We start from the raw sequence: 18,358 nt of genomic DNA, 5'->3' as shown, positions 1-18,358 counted from the left end.
ACCATGTATGTCGCAGTCAAAGGCGGCGAACGCGCCATCGAGAACGCCCATCGCCTGCTCGCGCATAAGCGGCGCGGCGACCAGAGCGTTGCGGAAATCACCCTCGACCAGATCTCGGAGCAGCTCGGCCTTGCCGTCGATCGCGTCATGAGCGAGGGCTCGCTCTATGACCGCGAGCTCGCAGCCCTTGCGATCAAGCAGGCGCGCGGCGATTTGATCGAGGCGATCTTCCTGGTACGCGCCTTCCGCGCCACCCTGCCGCGTTTCGGCGCCAGCGAGCCCGTCGATACCGGCGCGATGCGGGTGCAGCGGCGGGTGTCGGCGACCTTCAAGGACATTCCCGGTGGCCAGATCTTGGGGCCGACCTTCGACTACACGCACCGCCTGCTCGATCCCTCGCTCGCCGAAGGTTTCGTGCCGGAGAGGCCGGCAGCGGCCGAGGCCTCCACCGCGCCGACCCCGCGCGTGACCGACATTCTCGGCCGCGACGGGCTGATCGAATCATCGCCGGAGGCCGAGGACGGCGCCAGCGTCGGCGATCTCACCCGCGAGCCGCTGAATTTCCCCGCCGATCGCGATCTGCGCCTGCAGAATCTTGCGCGGGGTGACGAAGGCTTTCTGCTCGCGATGGGCTATTCCACCCAGCGCGGCTACGGCCGCAACCATCCCTTTGTCGGCGAGATCCGCTTCGGTGAGGTCGAGGTCGACTTTGTCGCGGAAGACGTCGGCTTCGCCGTGCCGCTCGGCGCGATCGAGCTCACCGAGTGCCAGATGGTCAACCAGTTCAAGGGCTCCGCGACCGAGGCGCCGTGCTTCACCCGCGGCTATGGCCTCGCCTTCGGCCAGAGCGAGCGCAAGACCATGTCGATGGCGCTGGTCGACCGCGCATTGCGCGCCCGTGAGCTCGGCGAGGAGGCACTGGCCCCGGCGCAGGACGAAGAGTTCGTGATGTCGCATTCGGACAACGTGCAGGCGACCGGCTTCGTCGAGCACCTGAAGCTGCCGCACTATGTCGACTTCCAGTCCGAGCTCGGCCTCCTGCGCAAGCTGCGCCAGGAGTTTTCTAAAGCGTTCGCCGATGCCAATACGCAAGATGCCATGAAGGAGGCCGCGGAATGAACGCGCCCACCTACAATTTCGCCTATCTCGACGAGCAGACCAAGCGGATGATTCGCCGCGCAATCCTCAAGGCGATCGCCATCCCCGGCTATCAGGTGCCGTTCGCGAGCCGCGAGATGCCGATGCCCTATGGCTGGGGCACCGGCGGCGTGCAGGTCACGGCTGCGATCCTCGGTCCCGCCGACGTGCTGAAGGTGATCGACCAGGGCTCCGACGACACCACCAACGCGATCTCGATCCGCAAGTTCTTCGCCAAGACCGCGGGCGTTGCGACGACGACGGCGACGGACCAAGCAACGGTGATCCAGACCCGCCACCGCATCCCGGAGACGGCGCTGCGCGCCAACCAGGTGCTGGTCTATCAGGTGCCGATCCCGGAACCCCTGCGCTTCCTCGAGCCGCGCGAGACCGAGACGCGGCGCATGCATGCGCTCGCCGAATACGGCCTGATGCATGTGAAGCTCTACGAGGACATCGCGCGCTTCGGCCACATCGCTACAGCCTATGCCTATCCGGTCAAGGTCAACGCGCGCTATGTGATGGACCCGTCGCCGACGCCGAAATTCGACAATCCCAAGATGGACAATTGCCCCGCCCTGCAATTGTTCGGCGCCGGCCGCGAGAAGCGCATCTACGCGATTCCGCCCTACACCCAGGTGGTGTCGCTCGATTTCGAGGATCACCCGTTCGAGCCCTACCGCTTCAACGCGCCCTGCGCGCTCTGCGGGGCGGAGAATTCCTATCTCGACGAGATCGTCACCGACGACAAGGGCGGGCGCATGTTCGTGTGCTCGGACACCGATTATTGCGAGGGCCGCCAGGCCGCCGGCCATCACGGCAGCCTCAGTGCTGCGCCGTACAAGGAGAAGGCGCGGGAGGCCGCGAATGGCTGATCAGAATTTCATTGAGAACGACGAGCCGCTGCTGGTCGCAAAATCCCTCAGCAAGTCGTTCGGCCGCATCCATGCCTGCCGCGACGTCTCGTTCTCGCTGTATCCCGGCGAAGTGCTGGCGATCGTCGGCGAATCCGGTTCGGGCAAATCGACGCTGCTGCAGATGCTGTCGGGTCAGCTTGCACCGAGCGCGGGCCAAGTGTCGTACCGGATGCGCGACGGCGTCACCCGCGATCTCGCCTCGCTGGGCGAAGCCGAACGGCGCTTCCTGTTCCGCACCGATTGGGGCTTTGTGCATCAGGATCCCGCACAGGGCCTGCGCATGGCGGTCTCGGCCGGCGCGAATGTCGGCGAGCGGCTGATGGCGGTAGGGTGGAATCATTACGGCCGCATTCGCGACACCGCGTCCGATTGGCTCACCCGGGTCGAGATCGACACAGCGCGCATCGACGATGCGCCGCGCACCTATTCCGGCGGCATGCGCCAGCGCCTCCAGATCGCCCGCAACCTCGTCACCGAGCCGCGGCTCGTCTTCATGGACGAGCCGACCGGCGGACTCGACGTGTCGGTACAGGCGCGCCTGCTCGACCTGTTGCGCAGCCTGGTCGCCGAGCTGAACCTTGCCGTCGTCATCGTCACCCACGATCTCGCGGTGGCGCGCCTGTTGTCGCACCGCGTGATGGTGATGAAAGGCGGCCGCGTCATTGAGACCGGTCTCACGGACCAGGTGCTCGACGACCCGCGCGAACCTTATACCCAGCTCCTGGTCTCCTCGATCCTGCCGCCATGAGCTTTACGATATGAGCTTTCCAATGACCGCCATGATCGACATCGCTGACGCCGGCAAGACCTTTACGATGCACCTGCAGGGCGGCATCGAGCTGCCGGTCGTGCGCGGGGTGACCTTCCAGGTCAATCCGGGCGAGTGCGTCGTGCTCTCGGGGCCGTCGGGCGCCGGCAAATCGTCGATCCTGAAGATGATCTTCGGCAATTATCGCTGTGACAGCGGCCGCATCGGCATCCGCCATCGCGGCAAGGTGGTCGATCTTGCCACCGCCGAGCCGCGCCAGGTGCTCAACATCCGCCGCTCCACCATCGGCTATGTCAGCCAGTTCTTGCGGGCCGTGCCGCGGGTTGCGACCATCGACGTCGTGGCGGAGCCGCTGATCGTGAACGGCATGAGCCGGGCCGATGCGCAGGCGCGCGCCGGCGAGCTGCTGCATCGTCTCAACATCCCCGAACGGCTTTGGCAGCTTCCACCCGCGACCTTCTCCGGCGGCGAGCAGCAGCGCGTGAACATCGCCCGTGGCTTCATCTCGGACCTGCCGATCCTGCTGCTGGACGAGCCGACCGCCTCGCTCGATGCCGCCAATCGCGCCGTGGTGGTCGAGCTGGTCGCCGAAAAGAAACGTCAGGGCGTCGCCATGGTCGCCATTGTCCATGACGACGAAATCCGTCATTTGATTGCCGACCGCATCGTCGACGTCACCAGCTTTGCCGCCGCGGCCTGAAGGAATGGGGAAATGAAGAAGGAATCCGTGATCGCCAACGCCCGGATCGTGCTGGCTGACCGGGTGATCGAGCAGGGTTGGCTCGCGCTTGCCGACGGCCGCATTGCGGAGATCGGCGAGGGGAGGGCGCCCGCGGGTGCCGAGGATGCCGGTGGAGATCTGATCATGCCCGGCCTGATCGAGCTCCACACCGACCATCTCGAAGCGCATTACGTGCCGCGGCCAAAGGTGTTCTGGAATCCGGTCGCCGCCGTCATCTCCTATGACGGCCAGCTTGCGACCTCGGGCATCACCACCGTGTTCGATTCGCTCCGGGTCTGGCGCGAGGACGGCGCCGAGGAGGTCGATGGCCGCGCTGGCGTGCTCGCTGCCGCGATCACCACCGCGCGCGAGGCCAACCTGCTGCGCGCCGACCACTTCCTGCATCTGCGCTGCGAGATCCCGATGCCGAGCGTGGTCGAGGAGGCCAAGGAGCTGATCGACCGTCCCGACGTCAAGCTGATGTCGCTGATGGACCACACGCCGGGCCAGCGCCAGTTCCGCGATGAGGTCAAGCTGCGCGACTATTACCGCGGCAAGGGCGGGGGCAAGACCGATGCCGAGCTCGACGAGCTGTTCGCGAAGCGCTTCGAATATCAGAGGCTCTATGCCGCGGCCAACATGCGCGAGATCGTGGCGCTGGCGCATGAGTACAACATTCCGCTGGCGAGCCACGACGACACCACCGAGGAGAACGTTGCGGACGCCGTGCGCGACCGCGTTTCGGTCGCGGAATTCCCGACCACGCTGGAGGCCGCGCGCGGCCTGCACCAGGCCGGCATCGACATCCTCATGGGCGCGCCGAACGTCGTGCGCGGCGGCTCCCACTCCGGCAACATCGCGGCGGTCGATCTCGCCCGCGAAGGCCTGCTCGACATCCTGTCGTCGGATTACATCCCGTCGAGCCTTTTGATGGCCGCGCTGCAATTGCCCGAGCATGTGCCCACGATCAGCCTCCCGGCCGCGGTCCGCACCGTGACGAAGGCGCCCGCCGAAGCGGTCGGTCTCACCGACCGCGGTGAGGTCGCGACCGGCAAGCGCGCCGATTTGATCCGCGTCCATGTCGCAGGCCACGTTCCCGTGGTCCGCAGCGTCTGGCGCGAAGGACACCGCGTCGCATGAGCGAGATGGCGACCGCGGGCGAAGGCGAGACGGGTGCGATCGGCCCCGGCCGGCTCGTGCTCGTGGTCGGCCCCAGCGGCGCCGGCAAGGATACCTTGCTGCGGCTGGCGCAAATAGCCTGCAGCGACGATCCTGACATCGTCTTCCCCCGTCGCATCGTGACGCGTGCGTCCTCGGCCGATGAAGACAATATCGCGGTCAGCCCCGACGAATTTCGCCGCGCGAGCGAGCACGGCGACTTTGCCGTGTACTGGGAGGCGCATGGGCATTCCTATGCACTGCCGCTCGAGATCAACGACGACGTCCGCGCGGGCCGCACCATCGTCGTCAACGTCTCACGCACCGTGATCGCCGCCTTGCGCCGGGCCTATGCCAACGTCGTGGTGGTCGCGATTACGGCGCCGCCGGAGGTATTGGCGCAGCGGCTTGCCGCGCGCGCCCGGAAAAGCGATGGCAACATCGCCGAACGGCTGTCGCGCAGCGTCGACGACGCGTCGGCGCACGCCGATGTCACCATCCTCAATGCCGGCAGCGCAGACTATCACAGCCGCCAGCTCGTGCGCGTGATCAGGAATGAAGGCTGGCAAGGTTAGTTGCTGGGAATAACGGAGAGAGTGGAATGACGGTGATTGAAACGGTCGAGCAGCTAGAGGCCATCTACGGCGTCACGAACGATGCCTCGACCGTCAAAGTTGCCGACCACGTCACCCCGCTCTACCGCATCTTCATTGAGAAAGCGCCGTTCGCCGCGCTTGCCACCATCGGGCCCGAGGGCATCGACTGCTCGCCGCGCGGCGATCTGCCCGGCTTCGTCCGCATCCATGACCCCAAGACGCTGATGCTGCCCGATCGCCGCGGCAACAACCGGGTCGATTCCTTACGCAATATCGTGCGCGACCCGCGCGTGTCGCTGATGTTCCTGATCCCCGGCTCCGGCAATGCGGTGCGGGCCAACGGCCGCGCGCATCTGTCGATCGATCCGGAGCTGCTGGCCTCGTTCAAGGTCGAGGGCAAGGCGCCGCGCAGCGTCATGGTGATGCACGTCGAGGAGATCTACTTCCAATGCGCGCGCGCCATCGTCCGCTCCGACCTCTGGAATCCGGACAAACGCGTCGATCCGAAGACGCTGCCGACACCGGGGCAGATTCTTGCGGAGATGAGTGACAACAAGGTCGGCGGCGCGGAGTATGATCGCGCCTGGCCGGAACGGGCGGCAGCAACGATGTGGTGAGCTTCCGCGCTCTCTCGTCTCCCTCGCCCCGCTCTTGCGGGGGAGGGCGGGGTGAGGGGCCTCTATCCGCACGTGAGATCGCCGTGGGACCTGTACCCCCTCACCCGGATTGCATCTTCGATGCAATCCGACCTCTCCCGCAAGCGGGGAGAGGTGAAGAGGAGCCCGCCGCTCCCCCCTTTCAATTAAACGCCATCCCGCCACTCAACGCGACCGTCTGTCCGGTCATGTAGGCGTTGTCGACCAGCAGCATCACGGCCTTCGCCACCTCCTCCGCCGTGCCGAAGCGGCCGAGCGGGATGCGGCTGACGAGCGCGGGCTGGCTGCGCATCATGTCGGTCTCGATCAGCGACGGCGCCACCGCATTGACGGTAATGCCCTCTTTCACGAGCCGCGCCGCATAGCCGCGCGTCAGGCCCTCCATGCCAGCCTTTGACGCATTGTAGTGCGGGCCGATCGAGCCGGCACCGCGCGCGGCCCCGGAGGAGATGTTGACGATGCGGCCCCATTTCCGCGCGCGCATCGATGGCAGCACCGCTTGCGTGCACAGGAAGGCCGATTTCAGGTTGACCAGGATGGTGCGGTCGAAATCGTCCTCGGTGAGATCGTCCACGCCACGCGTGATGGCAATGCCGGCATTGTTGACCAGAATGTCGATCGGCCCGAGCCCGGCCGTCACGCGCTCGACCATCTCGGCGACGGCCCCCGCTTGGGAGACGTCAGCGGCGACCACGGTGGCGCGGCCGCCCTGCTTGCTGATCTCGCCCGCAAGTTTCTCGGCCTGGTCGATCGTTTCGCGGCAGTTGATCGCCACCGCCGCACCGGCTTCAGACAGCGCACGACAGACGGCTGCGCCGATTCCGCGCGAGCCGCCGGTCACGAGCGCCGTGCGCCCTTTCAGAGCATCCGCCATACCTGGAACCTCCCAAATTGTGTTTACTCGAAGCGTACCATGCTTGCTGCTCGCGCGCGTTGAACTCATCGCGAGATGAATATGTCTGTCGTTGCTGGCGGCGGGAGAAGCGCGCGAGCGCGCGCGCCGTAAATTTGGATAGCCATTTCATTGACCAATCGTGCCGATCCCTCGATATTCGAGGCATCCAAACTGCTCATCGAGCCTGAAGCCGCGCCATGAATACCGATCACCAGCGCAATCAGAACGACATGCATACGTGCATGACGCGGCGCTGTTTCTCGGCGGCAACGGGCGCCTGTTGTTGTTGCTGACCGTTTCCTAGCAGCACGTCACATCGAAAATCCCAAGACAGGAACGCCGAATTTCCGGCGAACGAGCAGTCATGTCCCAGACCCGGTCGAACGCCTACATCATCGAGATCCAGGACCGCGCCGCCGGCATCATCACGCGCGATGAGCGTGGCTTCCGTTTCTTCTCCTCCGAGCGCCTGTTCGACAGCCTCGAAGGCCGCCAGTTCCGTTCGGCCCGTGAGGCCGAGCGTGCCGCCCGTGCGGTGTTCTCCGAGCGGAGCAGCCGCGCGAGCTCGCAACTCTTTCCCAACTGATCCAACCGAAAGGACCTCGTTATGATCACCCGACGACACATTCTGGCAACGACGCTCTTGCTTGCGACGGCCCTGGCTGCCCCCGCCCACGCCGAGGACAACCCGGCCGAGATCCGCATCGGCACGCAGAAGGGCGGCTTCTTCCCGGCGGTGCGCCAGCGCCAGACGCTCGAGAACGCCTTCAAGCCGCTCGGCATCGAGATCAAGTGGATCGACTTCCAGTTCGGTCCGCCGCTGCTGGAGGCCATCAATGTCGGCAGCGTCGATTTCGGCTATGTCGGCGACTCCCCGCCGATCTTCGCGCAGGCCGGCGGCGCCAAGATCCGCTATGTCACTGCGGTGAAATCGGACGGCAACACCCAGGCGATCATCGTGCCGAAGGATTCGGCCATCAAGTCGCTCGCTGATCTCAAGGGCAAGCGCGTCGCCTTCGGCAAGGGATCAAGCGCGCATAATCTGCTGGTCGCTGCGCTCGAGAAGGCTGGCCTGTCCTGGTCCGACATCACGCCGGCGCCGCTTGCCCCAGCAGACGCGACGGCCGCCTTCATCAAGGGCTCGGTCGATGCCTGGTCGATCTGGGATCCCTATCTCGCGCTCGCCGAGCTGAAGGAAAAGGCGCGCGCCATCGCTTTCGACAAGGACGTGCACAAGCCGAATGCCTTTTACATCGCGGGTTCCGACTTCGTGGACAAGTACCCATCGCTGGTCGCCAAGCTCAATGCCGCCTTTGCCTCCGAAGGCGGTTGGGCCAACGGTCATCACGAGGAAGTCGCCAAGGCGCAAGCCGAGGCCACTGGCGTCGACATCGAGGCCGTCAGGCGCTTCGTCGATCGCTCCAACTTCAGCGTGGTGCCGATCGACGGCGAGGTGATCAGGAGCCAGCAGGCGGTCGCCGATCGTTTTGCAAAGCTCGGCCTGATCCCGAAGCCGGTCAACGTCTCCGACATCGTCTGGAAATGGACGCCGGGTTCTTGAACCGGCGCGACTGATCAGCGCTTGCGGCGCGCCCTGGTGCGCGCCGCCTTTTTGGCGGCGGCGGAGCGGGTCTTGGCGCCCTTGGTCCGGCTTGCCTTCCGTGCGGCCGCCGAACGCGAGGCGGCGCTGCGGCTCTTTGCGGCACGCTTGGCCTGCTTCGATAGCGCGCTGCGCGATGCGGTCGAGCGCGGCTCCTTCTTCAGGACGCCTTCGACAGCGCGCGATACTTTCGGCCTCCGCTTCGGCGTGCGTTTGCCCTGGCCGACCTCGTAGGCGTATTTGGCGCTGCGTCGCGTCGACTTCTTGGTGCGCCCCTTGCGCGGCGGCGGCAGATCGACGCCGGCGCGGCGCGCCTCGGAAAGACCGATGGCAATGGCCTGCTTGGTCGAGCGTGCGCCGTGCTTGCCCTTGCGGATCTTGTCGATCTCGTCCTTGACGAATTCGCCGGCCTGCGTGCTGGCCGACTTGCCGGCGCGCTTGTCCTGCCTGGCTTTGCGAATGACTTCCTGTCTTGGCATGTTCGGTTCCCCTTTTTGATTCAGAGGGATGTCAGACCGCAACGCGCAAAACAGAAGATCGATCCGCTCAGTTCCTCAGCGCCGCCAACAACTCGTCCGGCCGCTCGGCCATGATCATGTGACCGGCGCCGGGCACCACGACGGTCTTCGCATGTGGGATCGCCGCGGCGAGCGCCTTGCCCGCCTTGGCCGGTGTCATCATGTCCCGCTCGCCGAGGATCAACGTTGCCGGCACCTTCACGCTCGCCGCAGCGGCAAGCGCATTCGTATAGGAGTTGCAGGCCGACAGATCCCTGAACAGCACGCCCGGCTCGCATGCCCGGAGCACCGCCTGCGCACCACCATGCATCCACAGGCCCGGCGCCAGGCTGCCGCCGAGCTCCGCGTTGAAGCCGAGGCCCCAGATCGAGACCATGTCGTTGGCATCCTGCGAGTTGGCCTCGGCGGCTTTCAACAAATCCGGACCCACCGTCATGGTCGCGGCGGTGCCGATCAGGCTCAGCGCGGAGACCTTGTCGGGGTGCCGCGCGGCGGTCTCCAGCGAGATCAGCGAGCCCATGGAGTGACCGATCAGATGCGCCTTCGCAGTGCCCGCCGCATCGAGCAGCGCCGCCGTCCAGTCGGCCATCTCGGCGATGCTGCCGAGCGAAGGTCCGGCCGAGCGGCCATGGCCGGGCAGGTCGGGCGCCAGCACGGCAAAGCCGTGATGGGCGAACCAGCGCGTGTGCAGCGCCCAGGTCGAATGGTCGAAGCCGGCGCCGTGGATGAAGACCACCGCGGGCAGGGACTTGTCGAAGTCGCGGCCGCCGGTTGCGACAAACACATCGGTGCCGTTGACGGAAAGCTTCATGGTGTCAGGCCTTTTGCGAGATGCGCAGCGCTTGGTTCAGGTCGTCGATGATGTCGCTTGCGGTCTCGATGCCGACCGACAGCCGCACCAGCTCCTCGCCGATGCCGGCGGCCTTGAGCTGCTCGGCATCCATCTGCTGATGTGTGGTCGAGGCCGGATGGATCACCAGCGTCTTGGCATCGCCGACATTGGCGAGATGGCTGATCATCCGCAAGCTTTCGATGAACTTGCGCCCGGCAGGCCGCCCGCCCTTGATGCCGAAGGACACGATCGAGCCGGCGCCGCGCGGCAGCAGCTGCTTTGCAAGCTGGTAGTCCGTGTGATCCTCGAGGGACGGGTGCAGCACCCAGTCGACAGCCTTGTTGGATTTCAGCGCTTCCAGCACCAGATGCGTGTTCTGCATATGCCGGTCCATGCGCACGGGAAGCGTCTCGACGCCCTGGAGCAGCTGGAACGCGTTGGTCGGCGACAGGCAGGCGCCGAAATCGCGCAAGCCCTCGGTGCGCGCGCGCATGATGAAGGCGGCGGTGCCGAACTGCTCGTCGAAGACGATGCCGTGATAGCCGCCATAGGGCTCGGTCAGCACGCCGAACTTGCCGGAAGCGCGCCAGTCGAAGCGGCCGCCGTCGACGATGGCGCCGCCGATCGCAATGCCGTGGCCGCCTATCCATTTGGTCGCCGAGTGCATGACGATGTCGGCCCCTAACTCGATCGGACGGCTGAGATAGGGCGTGGCAAAAGTGTTGTCGATCAAGAGCGGAATCCTGGCCTCGTGCGAGATCGCCGCGACCTTCGGGATGTCGAGCACCTCGAGACCGGGATTGCCGATGGTCTCGCCGATTACGAGCTTCGTGTTCGGCTTGATCGCCGAGCGGAACGCGTCGAGATCGCGCGGCTTGACGAAGGTGGTGGTGATGCCGAAGCGCGGCAGCGTGTGCGCCAGGAGGTTGATGGTGCCGCCGTAGAGCGAGCTCGACGCCACGATGTGATCGCCGGCATTGAGCAGCGTGGCGATGGCGAGGTGCATCGCCGCCTGGCCGCTCGCCGTGCAGATCGCGCCGACGCCGCCCTCCAGCGCCGCGAGCCGCTCCTCCAGCACGCCGGTGGTCGGATTGGAGATGCGGGTATAGATGTGGCCGGCGCGCTCTAGATTGAACAGCGCCGCGGCGTGGTCCGAATCCTGGAACACGTAGGACGTGGTCTGGTAGATCGGCACCGCCCGGGCGCCGGTCACGGGATCCGGATGCTGGCCCGCATGCAGGCTCAGGGTCTCGAAGGCAGGCGGTTTCGGCGCGGGCATGCGTGGCCTCGTTCGACAGTCGGTGATGGCGGCCGTTGTGCCACAAAACGGAGTGGCACGTCAGCCCATTGACAGCTCACACAAGCCCGGCCATGACGCTGTCGCAGGCTTATCGTGCCCTAGCCGAGATTGCCGCGAATAGCCAGCTCGATGATCCGCGCCTCCCGCAGCAGGATCTCCGCGACCTCCTGCTCGCGCCTTGGCCCGAGCCTCGTGCGAACGGCTGAGACTGTCATCGCTGCAGCCGGTTGCCCGTCCGGTGTCTTGATCCAGGTCGAGATCGATTTCGTCCCCTGCACCAGGCCGATCTCTCTCATGCCGTATCCGAGCCGCCTGGCGGCGGTGACCTCGCCGAGCACGGTCGCGACGTCGGTCCGGTAGGCCTCGAACCTCTTCTCGTTCGCCGCGACGATCTTCCGCGCCTCCTGCGCCGGCATCGCGGCGAGGATGGCAACGCCGGCGCTGGAGACGCCGAGCGGCCGGCGCGCGCCGACCTCGATCGACAGCACCTGGATCGGATAGACGCCGATCCGGCGATCGACGCACAGCGTGTCGTTGCCGGTGCGCACCGTCAGGAACAGCGTGTCGCCGATCTCGGCCGACGCGCGCTGCAGCGACGGATTTGCGGCCACCAGCAGCCGCGAGGGCCGGGGACGCGCCAGCGCCAGCTCCGGTACCTGGTTGCCGATCGCGTAGCGGCCGCTCCTGCCGTGCCGTTCGACGATTCCTTCCTCGATCAGCACGTGGACGATGCGATGCACGGTCGGGCGGGTGAGGCCGGTCGTGCGGACCACCTCGGCCAATGGCACACCGTCTTCCCGACCTGCGGCCAGGATGCGCAGCACCGCGAGCGCGCGCCGGATCGCCTGCGCGCCCTGTCGCGGTTCCACGGCGCTGCGGACGGATTTCGTCGCGCGTCTCTTGTCCATAATATGGACAAGAACGCCACAATTCCCTCGACAGGGCAAGCGCGCATCTGGAGATTGCGCTCCGATCGGGATGCCATGCACGAAGTCATCTGCGCCCGATACGGAATTGGAAGCGCCGCCGGGAGGTTAACATGAGATTAATCTGGATTGCCATTGCTGCTGCAGCCGCAATGCTGGCGGGGCCCGCCTCTGGCCAGCAATGGCCGGCGCGCAACGTCAAGCTGATCGTGCCTTATCCCGCCGGCGGCAATGTCGACAGCGCCGCGCGCATCATCGCCGACAAGCTGCAGGAAAAGCTCGGCCAGCCCTTCGTCATCGAGAACAAGGCCGGCGCCGGCGGCATGATCGCGGGCGAAGCCTTCGCGAAGTCGGCGCCCGATGGTTATACGCTGTTCGTCGGCGCCAACGGCCCGGTGCTGTTCGCGACCGAGATCAACAAGCGCGATGCCTACAACTGGGAGAAGGATTTTCTGCCGATCTCGACGATCTCGATGACGCCGCTGGTGCTCGAGGTTCATCCGTCGGTGCAGGCGACCACGCTCAAGGAGTTCCTCGACCTCGCCAAGCGCGAGCCCGGCAAGCTGACCATGGCCTCGCCCGGCCCCGGCACCACCAACCATCTGCTCAGCGAGCTGATGCAGTCCAGCCTCGAGCTGCAATGGGTCACGGCGCATTACCGCGGCAACGCGCCGGCCATCAACGATCTCCTGGGCGGCCAGGTGCAGTTCGCCTTCGACCAGCTCACCGTCAGTCTGCAGCACATCAAGGCCGGCCTGTTTCGTGCGCTCGCCGTCACCAGCCCGCATCGACTGAAGTCGCTGCCCGACGTGCCGACCTTCGCCGAACTCGGCTACAAGGATTTCGACGGCCAGACCTTCACCGGCCTGTTCGCACCATCAGGTACGCCGGCGCCCATTGTCGAGAAGCTGCACGAGACGCTGGTCGCGATTCTCAAGGACCCCGCCGTGATCGATAAGTTCGAAAAGCTCGGCGGCGAAGCCACGCCGATGACACCGGACGAATTCAAGGCCTATCTCGAACGCGAGGACGCCAAGTGGATTCCGGTGGTGCGCAAGGCCAACATCAGGGCGGATTGATCGATGCGGATCGACCCGGCCGAGCTCGGCGCCGAGCGCATCTACCGCCTGATGACCGGCATCGTGGTGCCGCGCCCGATCGCCTGGGTGACGAGCCTGTCGCGCACGGGCGTGCTCAATCTCGCTCCGTTCAGCGCCTTCACTTTCGTCTCGCAGAAGCCGCCGATGCTCGCCATCAGCGTCGGCCGCAAGGGCGCCGACTACAAGGACACTGCACACAACATCCTCGACACCGAGGAATATGTGATCCACATCGCGGATACGCCGCTGATGAATGCTGTGCACGACAGCTCCGTCGAGCATCCGCCGGAAATCAGCGAGGTGGAGCATCTCGGCCTGGAGACGCTCGCGAGCGAGCGCATCAAGGTGCCGCGGCTCGCCGCCGCGCCGGTCGCGATGGAGTGCCGTTTCCGGCAGTGCCTCGAATTCGGGGACGCCAAGAGCCGGCTCATCGTCGGCGAAGTCGTTCTGTTCCATTTGCGCGATGGTCTCGTGCACGACGGCAAGGTCGAGACCAGGGCGCTCGACCCGATCGCGCGTATCGGCGGACCGCGCTATGCCCGCCTCGGCGAGATCGTGACGCTGGGCAGCGTCTTCCAGACTCCCAAGTCGAAAGACTGAGCGCGGGCCTCATCGCCGGCCGCGGCCTCAAGATCATCGGAGGAAATACAATGCGACTGCTGAGCTATCTGCTGGACGGCGAGGCGCGCTATGGCGCGGCCGTGGACGGCGGCGTGGTCGATCTGACCAGGCGCATCGGCCGCGACTATTCGGATGTGAAGGCGCTGATCGCGGCCAACGCACTCGCCGATGCGCAGGAAGCTGTCGCGGGACAGAAGCCGGACCATGCGCTGGACCAGCTCGTCCTGCTGCCGCCGGTGCTGGCGCCGGAGAAGCTCTGGTGCATCGGCGTCAATTACGCCGAGCGCAATGCGGAGTATAAAGACAATTCGGACCTGCCCAAATATCCCAGCCTGTTCGTGCGCAGCATGTCCTCGATGACCGGGTCCGGTCAGCCGATCGAGAAGCCCAAGGTTTCGGACCAGCTCGACTATGAAGGCGAGCTCGTCATCGTGATCGGGCAGGGCGGCCGCCACATTCCGCGCGAAAGAGCGTGGTCGCACATCTTCGGCATGACGCTGTGCAACGAAGGCACGATCCGCGACTGGCTGCGCCACGGCAAGTTCAACGTCACGCAGGGCAAGAACTTCGATCGCTCCGGCAGCATCGGCCCGTGGATCGTCACCGCCGACGAGCTCGATCCGCGCGGGCCGCACGACATCGTCACGCGCGTCAACGGCGAGGTGCGGCAGCAGGACACGACGGAACGGTTGATGTTCCCGTTCGACTTCCTGATCTCCTATCTCTCGACCTTCGCCACCCTCAAGCCCGGCGACATGATCGTCACGGGGACGCCGACGGGCGCGGGCGCCCGCTTCGATCCGCCGCGCTGGCTGAAGGTGGGCGACATCGTCGAGGTCGAGTCCAGCCGCATCGGCGTGCTCAGCAACAAAGTGGCTGCGGAGAGCTAATCCATGCTGGACACCGCCACGATCGAACGCTTCGCCGCGCGGCTCGACGAAGCCGCGCGCACGAAATCGCTGATCCCGATGTTCACGAAAGAATATCCCGATTTCAGCATCGAGGATGCCTACGCGGTCCAGCGCGCCTGGACGAAACTCCAGCTCGGCCGGGGCCGCATCATCAAGGGGCACAAGATCGGCCTGACCTCGAAGGCGATGCAGAACGCGGTCGGCATTAACGAGCCCGACTACGGCGTGCTGTTTGCCGACATGTTTTACGCCGATGCCACGCCTGTTCCGTTCGACCGCTTCCACGCGCCGCGGATCGAGGTCGAGCTCGCCTTCGTGCTGAAGGCGCCGCTGCGCGGGCCCGATTGCACCATTTTCGATGTGCTCAACGCCACCGACTACGTCACGCCCGCGCTGGAGATCCTGGAGACGCGCATGCACCGCGTCGATCCGGAGACCGGCAAGACCCGCAAGGTCATGGACACGATCTCGGACAACGCGGCCAATGCCGCACTGGTGCTCGGCGGCCGGCCGATCCGCCCGATGGACGCGGATCTGCGCTGGATCGGCGCATTGCTGTTCCGCAACGGCGAGGTCGAGGAAACCGGGCTTGCCGCCGGCGTGCTCAATCATCCCGCCAACGGCATTGCCTGGCTCGCGAACCGCCTCGCGCCGCATGACGAGCAGCTCAAAGCCGGCGAGGTCGTGCTGGCGGGATCGTTCACGCGGCCGGTCGACATCCGCCGCGGCGACACCTTCCATGCCGATTACGGCGCCTTCGGCTCGGTGTCGTGCCAATTCGTCTGAAGCAACAATACAAGGGAGCGCACCATGAGTGGTCAAACGCGGCGCAGGAGCATCCACATCGGCGGCTTCAAGCACGTCAACCCGATTCCGAACGCCTGCCGCATCGGCAATCTCGTGATGTCGGGCGTCATCCTCGGTCGCGATCCCGCGACCAATGCGATGCCCGAAAGCTTAGATGCCCAATGCGCCAATATGTTCGCCCATATGAAGGCGACGGTGGAGGCCGCCGGCGGCACCACCGATGACATCATCAAGATGACGGTGTGGCTGAAGGATCGCGGCAACCGCGGCCCCGTCAATGTCGAATGGCTGAAAATGTTTCCGGACGAGCATTCGCGCCCCGCACGTCACGCGTTGCCGATGGACAACATGGATGGCGGCGCGCTGGTGCAATGCGACTTTACCGCCGTGATCGACTGAGGGAGCGCTTGCATGCCGACCTATCTGCCGTTCGACCCCAATCCGCGCCGTCCAAGCAAGGCCCCGCCGCCCAAGACCATCGACAGCCAGTTCCACGTGCTGGGGCCGATCGATAAATATCCGGAGCGTCCCGGGGCCGCCTATCGGATGCCGACCGCGACCTGGGAAGCGGCGCTGCGCATGCATAAGGCGCTCGGCATCGAGCGCGGCATCATCGTGCAGACCACGACCTATGGCGCCGACCATGCCGTCGTGCTCGACGGCCTTGCCGCGATGGGCCCGAACTATCGCGGCTGCGCCAATGCGCTGGTGTTCGCGGAAGCGAACGACGCCTATCTCGCCAAGCTGCATGACGCCGGCGTGCGCGGCGCGCGCTTCAGCTTCCGCCAGGAGCTCGGCGCCGTGCTGTCGGACGCCGATTTCGCCCGTGCCATCGCCCGCATCCGCGAGCTCGGCTGGTACGTCAAGATCCAGCCGGAGAAGGACGGCATCGTCTCCAGCGTCGCCAAATATGAGAACCTCGACGTGCCCGTGCTGATCGACCATATGGCGCGCCCCGACCCCGAGGCCGGCAGGAACGATCCGAACCTGCGCAAGATGCTGGAGCTGCTCGCCAAGGGCAATTTCTGGGTCATGCTCTCACTCGGCGAGAAGACTTCAAAGACTGGGGCTCCCTACGACGACGTGATCCCGATCGCGCGCGCCTATATCGAGGCCGCCCCCGACCGCTGCGTCTGGGCCAGCGACTGGCCCCATCCGGTCTCGGTGAAGCAGCCGCCGAACGATGCCGATCTGCTCGAGCTGATGTACCGCTACGCGCCCGACCAGGCGGAGCTGGAGAAGATTTTGGTGCACAATCCGGCCAAGCTGTTCGGCTTTGCGGATTAGATCCTGAGAGGATTGGGCTGAGCTCCTCGCCAAGCGCGCGGTGCGCTCCCTCTCCCGCTTGCGGGAGAGGGTCGGGGTGAGGGCTCTTTCCTCTAGGGGATTGTCTCATTGTGGAGACACCCTCTCCCCAGCCCTCCCCCGCATGCGGGGGAGGGAGCACAGCTCCCTCGGAGCGCGATTGCGCCTCACATCGGCTGCTTCGCCAGCCGATCCCGCACCTCCGCGGCGATCTCGAACGAGCGCAGCCGTGCGGAATGGCCGTAGATCTGCCCCGTCGTCATCAATTCGTCCGCGCCGGTCTCGGCGATCAGCGCCTTCAGCTTCGCTTCGACCACATCGGGCGAGCCGACCGCCGAGCACGACAGCGCTTGCGCAACGCCGGCCTTCTCCGCCGGCGACCACAGCGCGTCCATGTCGTCCACCGGCGGCGGCAGCGGCCCCGGCGTGCCGCGGCGCAGGTTGATGAATTGCTGCTGCAGTGAAGAGAACATCCGCTGCGCCTCTTCATCGCTGTCGGCCGCGAACACGTTGACGCCGATCATCGCATAGGGCTTGTCGAGCTGCGCCGATGGCTCGAACCGCGCGCGATATTCGCGCAGCGCCGGCATCATCATCTGCGGCGCGAAATGCGAGGCGAACGCGAAGGGCAAGCCGAGCATCGCCGCAAGCTGCGCGCCAAAGGTGCTCGATCCCAAAATCCACAGCGGCACCCTGGTCCCCATGCCGGGCACGGCGCGGATCGCCTGGTTCGGCTGCACGTCGCCGAGCAGCGCCTGCAGCTCCAGCACGTCATGCGGGAAATTTTCGGACGTGGTGGCAAGGTCGCGCCGCAACGCCCTTGCGGTGAACTGGTCGGTGCCCGGCGCGCGGCCGAGCCCGAGATCGATCCGCCCGGGATAGAGCGATTCCAGCGTGCCGAACTGCTCGGCGATGACCAGCGGGGAATGGTTCGGCAGCATGATCCCGCCGGAGCCGACGCGGATCGTCTTGGTGCCCCCCGCGACATGTCCGATCACCACGGACGTGGCAGCGCTGGCGATGCCCGTCATGTTGTGATGCTCGGCCAGCCAGAACCGCTTGAAGCCCCATTTCTCGGCATGCTGGGCCAGATCAAGCGAATTGCGGAAGGCCTGCGCCGCGTCGCCGCCCTGGCGAATGGGTGCGAGGTCGAGCACGGAGAAGGGGATCATCGAGGCACCGGCGGGAGGGAACTGCGCCATCACATGTAGTGTCAGCGCGTAGGATGGGTAGAGCACTTGCGAAACCCATCATGCTTCGTCGTCGGACAAGGCCTCGATGGCTTTCGCTGCGCTCTACCCATCCTTGTATTAGCGCGATCGCCTATAATGAGCCGTTCCGTGAGGAATGGCCCAGCCCGGGTAGCCGCCCGAGCTGGGTCGCCGTTCGATCGGATCGGTACCCATCGAAGCCTTGAGGGCTGTCTGACGTAGCGAGATCGCGATCGGCACTTCATCGGGACCCGAATGGTTGAACGAACTTTAGGTTCGCATCACAAGGGAGGGATCGACGAAGATGGCCAAGCATACCACGATCTGTGCCGGGATCGATACCGGCAAACGGAAGCTCGACGTGGCGATCGAGGGCCG

At 65.6% G+C, this 18,358-nt stretch carries 22 protein-coding genes; 15 read left to right on the top strand and 7 right to left on the bottom strand.

Annotated elements, in window-relative coordinates; all coding sequences use genetic code 11:
• The first annotated feature begins 3 nt into the window (after nucleotides 1-3).
• From HZZ16_RS27965 to HZZ16_RS27935, 7 genes are read left to right on the top strand one after another with little or no spacing between them, the layout of a single operon-like run.
• Complete coding sequence (locus HZZ16_RS27965) at nucleotides 4-1,119, top strand: carbon-phosphorus lyase complex subunit (protein WP_197953051.1); 1,116 nt, start codon at nucleotides 4-6, stop codon at nucleotides 1,117-1,119.
• On the top strand, nucleotides 1,116-2,012 hold the full coding sequence (locus tag HZZ16_RS27960; RefSeq protein WP_197953050.1) for an alpha-D-ribose 1-methylphosphonate 5-phosphate C-P-lyase PhnJ: 897 nt from the start codon (nucleotides 1,116-1,118) through the stop codon (nucleotides 2,010-2,012). The genes HZZ16_RS27965 and HZZ16_RS27960 overlap by 4 nt, the downstream gene beginning before the upstream one ends.
• Nucleotides 2,005-2,802: a phosphonate C-P lyase system protein PhnK gene (gene phnK, locus HZZ16_RS27955; protein WP_197953049.1), complete on the top strand. Its 798-nt coding sequence runs from the start codon at nucleotides 2,005-2,007 to the stop codon at nucleotides 2,800-2,802. Before HZZ16_RS27960 ends, phnK begins: the two co-directional genes overlap by 8 nt.
• A gap of 22 nt (nucleotides 2,803-2,824) precedes the next feature.
• On the top strand, nucleotides 2,825-3,523 hold the full coding sequence (gene phnL / locus HZZ16_RS27950) for a phosphonate C-P lyase system protein PhnL (RefSeq protein WP_197953048.1): 699 nt from the start codon (nucleotides 2,825-2,827) through the stop codon (nucleotides 3,521-3,523).
• Between the two features lie 12 nt (nucleotides 3,524-3,535).
• The gene (locus tag HZZ16_RS27945) at nucleotides 3,536-4,684 is read left to right on the top strand and encodes an alpha-D-ribose 1-methylphosphonate 5-triphosphate diphosphatase (protein WP_197953047.1); all 1,149 of its coding nucleotides are present in this window, start codon (nucleotides 3,536-3,538) and stop codon (nucleotides 4,682-4,684) included.
• The gene (gene phnN / locus HZZ16_RS27940; protein WP_197953046.1) at nucleotides 4,681-5,277 is read left to right on the top strand and encodes a phosphonate metabolism protein/1,5-bisphosphokinase (PRPP-forming) PhnN; all 597 of its coding nucleotides are present in this window, start codon (nucleotides 4,681-4,683) and stop codon (nucleotides 5,275-5,277) included. Before HZZ16_RS27945 ends, phnN begins: the two co-directional genes overlap by 4 nt.
• 26 nt (nucleotides 5,278-5,303) lie before the next feature.
• Nucleotides 5,304-5,915: a pyridoxamine 5'-phosphate oxidase family protein gene (locus HZZ16_RS27935; protein WP_197953045.1), complete on the top strand. Its 612-nt coding sequence runs from the start codon at nucleotides 5,304-5,306 to the stop codon at nucleotides 5,913-5,915.
• Nucleotides 5,916-6,096: 181 nt separating this feature from the next.
• Here HZZ16_RS27935 and HZZ16_RS27930 read toward each other — a convergent pair whose 3' ends face one another.
• Both HZZ16_RS27930 and HZZ16_RS27925 read right to left on the bottom strand, forming a co-directional pair.
• Nucleotides 6,097-6,828 carry an SDR family NAD(P)-dependent oxidoreductase gene (locus HZZ16_RS27930; protein ID WP_197953044.1) on the bottom strand — a complete coding sequence of 244 codons (732 nt, stop codon included), beginning with the start codon at nucleotides 6,826-6,828 and terminating at the stop codon, nucleotides 6,097-6,099.
• Between the two features lie 65 nt (nucleotides 6,829-6,893).
• Nucleotides 6,894-7,085: a hypothetical protein gene (locus tag HZZ16_RS27925; protein WP_197953043.1), complete on the bottom strand. Its 192-nt coding sequence runs from the start codon at nucleotides 7,083-7,085 to the stop codon at nucleotides 6,894-6,896.
• A 128-nt stretch (nucleotides 7,086-7,213) separates the two neighbouring features.
• Here HZZ16_RS27925 and HZZ16_RS27920 point away from each other — a divergent pair, with 128 nt between their 5' ends.
• Both HZZ16_RS27920 and HZZ16_RS27915 read left to right on the top strand, forming a co-directional pair.
• On the top strand, nucleotides 7,214-7,435 hold the full coding sequence (locus HZZ16_RS27920; RefSeq protein WP_197953042.1) for a hypothetical protein: 222 nt from the start codon (nucleotides 7,214-7,216) through the stop codon (nucleotides 7,433-7,435).
• A 21-nt stretch (nucleotides 7,436-7,456) separates the two neighbouring features.
• The gene (locus HZZ16_RS27915; protein WP_197953041.1) at nucleotides 7,457-8,410 is read left to right on the top strand and encodes an aliphatic sulfonate ABC transporter substrate-binding protein; all 954 of its coding nucleotides are present in this window, start codon (nucleotides 7,457-7,459) and stop codon (nucleotides 8,408-8,410) included.
• 14 nt (nucleotides 8,411-8,424) lie between these two features.
• Here the strand turns inward: HZZ16_RS27915 and HZZ16_RS27910 are convergent, their stop codons facing one another.
• The 4 genes from HZZ16_RS27910 to HZZ16_RS27895 all read right to left on the bottom strand — a co-directional run bounded on the left by HZZ16_RS27910 (nucleotide 8,425) and on the right by HZZ16_RS27895 (nucleotide 12,007).
• On the bottom strand, nucleotides 8,425-8,928 hold the full coding sequence (locus HZZ16_RS27910; protein ID WP_197953040.1) for a DUF6496 domain-containing protein: 504 nt from the start codon (nucleotides 8,926-8,928) through the stop codon (nucleotides 8,425-8,427).
• Between the two features lie 67 nt (nucleotides 8,929-8,995).
• Nucleotides 8,996-9,778, bottom strand: coding sequence for an alpha/beta fold hydrolase (locus tag HZZ16_RS27905; protein ID WP_197953039.1), 783 nt, complete (start codon nucleotides 9,776-9,778; stop codon nucleotides 8,996-8,998).
• 4 nt (nucleotides 9,779-9,782) lie between these two features.
• Entirely contained in the window at nucleotides 9,783-11,078 is a 1,296-nt protein-coding gene (locus tag HZZ16_RS27900) for an O-acetylhomoserine aminocarboxypropyltransferase (protein ID WP_197953038.1), read from the bottom strand.
• A gap of 119 nt (nucleotides 11,079-11,197) precedes the next feature.
• A complete protein-coding gene (locus HZZ16_RS27895) occupies nucleotides 11,198-12,007 on the bottom strand; it encodes an IclR family transcriptional regulator (protein ID WP_197953037.1) in 810 nt (269 codons plus the stop codon).
• Nucleotides 12,008-12,138: 131 nt separating this feature from the next.
• Between HZZ16_RS27895 and HZZ16_RS27890 the strand changes: the two genes are divergently transcribed.
• Genes HZZ16_RS27890 through HZZ16_RS27865 form a run of 6 tightly spaced genes read left to right on the top strand, consistent with a single transcriptional unit; the run spans nucleotide 12,139 to nucleotide 16,751 of the window.
• On the top strand, nucleotides 12,139-13,104 hold the full coding sequence (locus HZZ16_RS27890; RefSeq protein ID WP_197953036.1) for a Bug family tripartite tricarboxylate transporter substrate binding protein: 966 nt from the start codon (nucleotides 12,139-12,141) through the stop codon (nucleotides 13,102-13,104).
• Nucleotides 13,105-13,107: 3 nt separating this feature from the next.
• Complete coding sequence (locus HZZ16_RS27885; RefSeq protein WP_197953035.1) at nucleotides 13,108-13,725, top strand: flavin reductase family protein; 618 nt, start codon at nucleotides 13,108-13,110, stop codon at nucleotides 13,723-13,725.
• Between the two features lie 50 nt (nucleotides 13,726-13,775).
• Nucleotides 13,776-14,636, top strand: a complete 861-nt coding sequence (locus HZZ16_RS27880; protein ID WP_197953034.1) for a fumarylacetoacetate hydrolase family protein — start codon at nucleotides 13,776-13,778, stop codon at nucleotides 14,634-14,636.
• Nucleotides 14,637-14,639: 3 nt separating this feature from the next.
• Nucleotides 14,640-15,443, top strand: coding sequence for a 2-oxo-hept-4-ene-1,7-dioate hydratase (gene hpaH / locus HZZ16_RS27875; RefSeq protein ID WP_197953033.1), 804 nt, complete (start codon nucleotides 14,640-14,642; stop codon nucleotides 15,441-15,443).
• A 24-nt stretch (nucleotides 15,444-15,467) separates the two neighbouring features.
• A complete protein-coding gene (locus HZZ16_RS27870; RefSeq protein WP_197953032.1) occupies nucleotides 15,468-15,863 on the top strand; it encodes a RidA family protein in 396 nt (131 codons plus the stop codon).
• Between the two features lie 12 nt (nucleotides 15,864-15,875).
• Nucleotides 15,876-16,751: an amidohydrolase family protein gene (locus tag HZZ16_RS27865; protein ID WP_197953031.1), complete on the top strand. Its 876-nt coding sequence runs from the start codon at nucleotides 15,876-15,878 to the stop codon at nucleotides 16,749-16,751.
• Between the two features lie 185 nt (nucleotides 16,752-16,936).
• Here the strand turns inward: HZZ16_RS27865 and HZZ16_RS27860 are convergent, their stop codons facing one another.
• Nucleotides 16,937-17,941: an LLM class flavin-dependent oxidoreductase gene (locus HZZ16_RS27860; RefSeq protein WP_197953138.1), complete on the bottom strand. Its 1,005-nt coding sequence runs from the start codon at nucleotides 17,939-17,941 to the stop codon at nucleotides 16,937-16,939.
• Between the last annotated feature and the right edge of the window lie 417 nt (nucleotides 17,942-18,358).

It is taken from the genome of Bradyrhizobium glycinis (assembly GCF_016031655.1).
GTDB classification, from domain to species: Bacteria; Pseudomonadota; Alphaproteobacteria; order Rhizobiales; family Xanthobacteraceae; genus Bradyrhizobium; species Bradyrhizobium glycinis.
The sequence above is the reverse complement of the archived record's forward strand: the minus strand, read 5'-3'. Positions and strand labels throughout refer to the sequence as shown.

Excerpts from the sequence above, each read along its gene's own strand:
- HZZ16_RS27965 (WP_197953051.1), top strand. The coding sequence starts at position 4 with ATGTATGTCGCAGTCAAAGGCGGCGAACGCGCCATCGAGAACGCCCAT.
- HZZ16_RS27960 (WP_197953050.1), top strand. The coding sequence starts at position 1,116 with ATGAACGCGCCCACCTACAATTTCGCCTATCTCGACGAGCAGACCAAG.
- phnK (WP_197953049.1), top strand. The coding sequence starts at position 2,005 with ATGGCTGATCAGAATTTCATTGAGAACGACGAGCCGCTGCTGGTCGCA.
- phnL (WP_197953048.1), top strand. The coding sequence starts at position 2,825 with ATGACCGCCATGATCGACATCGCTGACGCCGGCAAGACCTTTACGATG.
- HZZ16_RS27945 (WP_197953047.1), top strand. The coding sequence starts at position 3,536 with ATGAAGAAGGAATCCGTGATCGCCAACGCCCGGATCGTGCTGGCTGAC.
- phnN (WP_197953046.1), top strand. The coding sequence starts at position 4,681 with ATGAGCGAGATGGCGACCGCGGGCGAAGGCGAGACGGGTGCGATCGGC.
- HZZ16_RS27935 (WP_197953045.1), top strand. The coding sequence starts at position 5,304 with ATGACGGTGATTGAAACGGTCGAGCAGCTAGAGGCCATCTACGGCGTC.
- HZZ16_RS27930 (WP_197953044.1), bottom strand. The coding sequence starts at position 6,828 with ATGGCGGATGCTCTGAAAGGGCGCACGGCGCTCGTGACCGGCGGCTCG.
- HZZ16_RS27925 (WP_197953043.1), bottom strand. The coding sequence starts at position 7,085 with ATGCATGTCGTTCTGATTGCGCTGGTGATCGGTATTCATGGCGCGGCT.
- HZZ16_RS27920 (WP_197953042.1), top strand. The coding sequence starts at position 7,214 with ATGTCCCAGACCCGGTCGAACGCCTACATCATCGAGATCCAGGACCGC.
- HZZ16_RS27915 (WP_197953041.1), top strand. The coding sequence starts at position 7,457 with ATGATCACCCGACGACACATTCTGGCAACGACGCTCTTGCTTGCGACG.
- HZZ16_RS27910 (WP_197953040.1), bottom strand. The coding sequence starts at position 8,928 with ATGCCAAGACAGGAAGTCATTCGCAAAGCCAGGCAGGACAAGCGCGCC.
- HZZ16_RS27905 (WP_197953039.1), bottom strand. The coding sequence starts at position 9,778 with ATGAAGCTTTCCGTCAACGGCACCGATGTGTTTGTCGCAACCGGCGGC.
- HZZ16_RS27900 (WP_197953038.1), bottom strand. The coding sequence starts at position 11,078 with ATGCCCGCGCCGAAACCGCCTGCCTTCGAGACCCTGAGCCTGCATGCG.
- HZZ16_RS27895 (WP_197953037.1), bottom strand. The coding sequence starts at position 12,007 with ATGGACAAGAGACGCGCGACGAAATCCGTCCGCAGCGCCGTGGAACCG.
- HZZ16_RS27890 (WP_197953036.1), top strand. The coding sequence starts at position 12,139 with ATGAGATTAATCTGGATTGCCATTGCTGCTGCAGCCGCAATGCTGGCG.
- HZZ16_RS27885 (WP_197953035.1), top strand. The coding sequence starts at position 13,108 with ATGCGGATCGACCCGGCCGAGCTCGGCGCCGAGCGCATCTACCGCCTG.
- HZZ16_RS27880 (WP_197953034.1), top strand. The coding sequence starts at position 13,776 with ATGCGACTGCTGAGCTATCTGCTGGACGGCGAGGCGCGCTATGGCGCG.
- hpaH (WP_197953033.1), top strand. The coding sequence starts at position 14,640 with ATGCTGGACACCGCCACGATCGAACGCTTCGCCGCGCGGCTCGACGAA.
- HZZ16_RS27870 (WP_197953032.1), top strand. The coding sequence starts at position 15,468 with ATGAGTGGTCAAACGCGGCGCAGGAGCATCCACATCGGCGGCTTCAAG.
- HZZ16_RS27865 (WP_197953031.1), top strand. The coding sequence starts at position 15,876 with ATGCCGACCTATCTGCCGTTCGACCCCAATCCGCGCCGTCCAAGCAAG.
- HZZ16_RS27860 (WP_197953138.1), bottom strand. The coding sequence starts at position 17,941 with ATGATCCCCTTCTCCGTGCTCGACCTCGCACCCATTCGCCAGGGCGGC.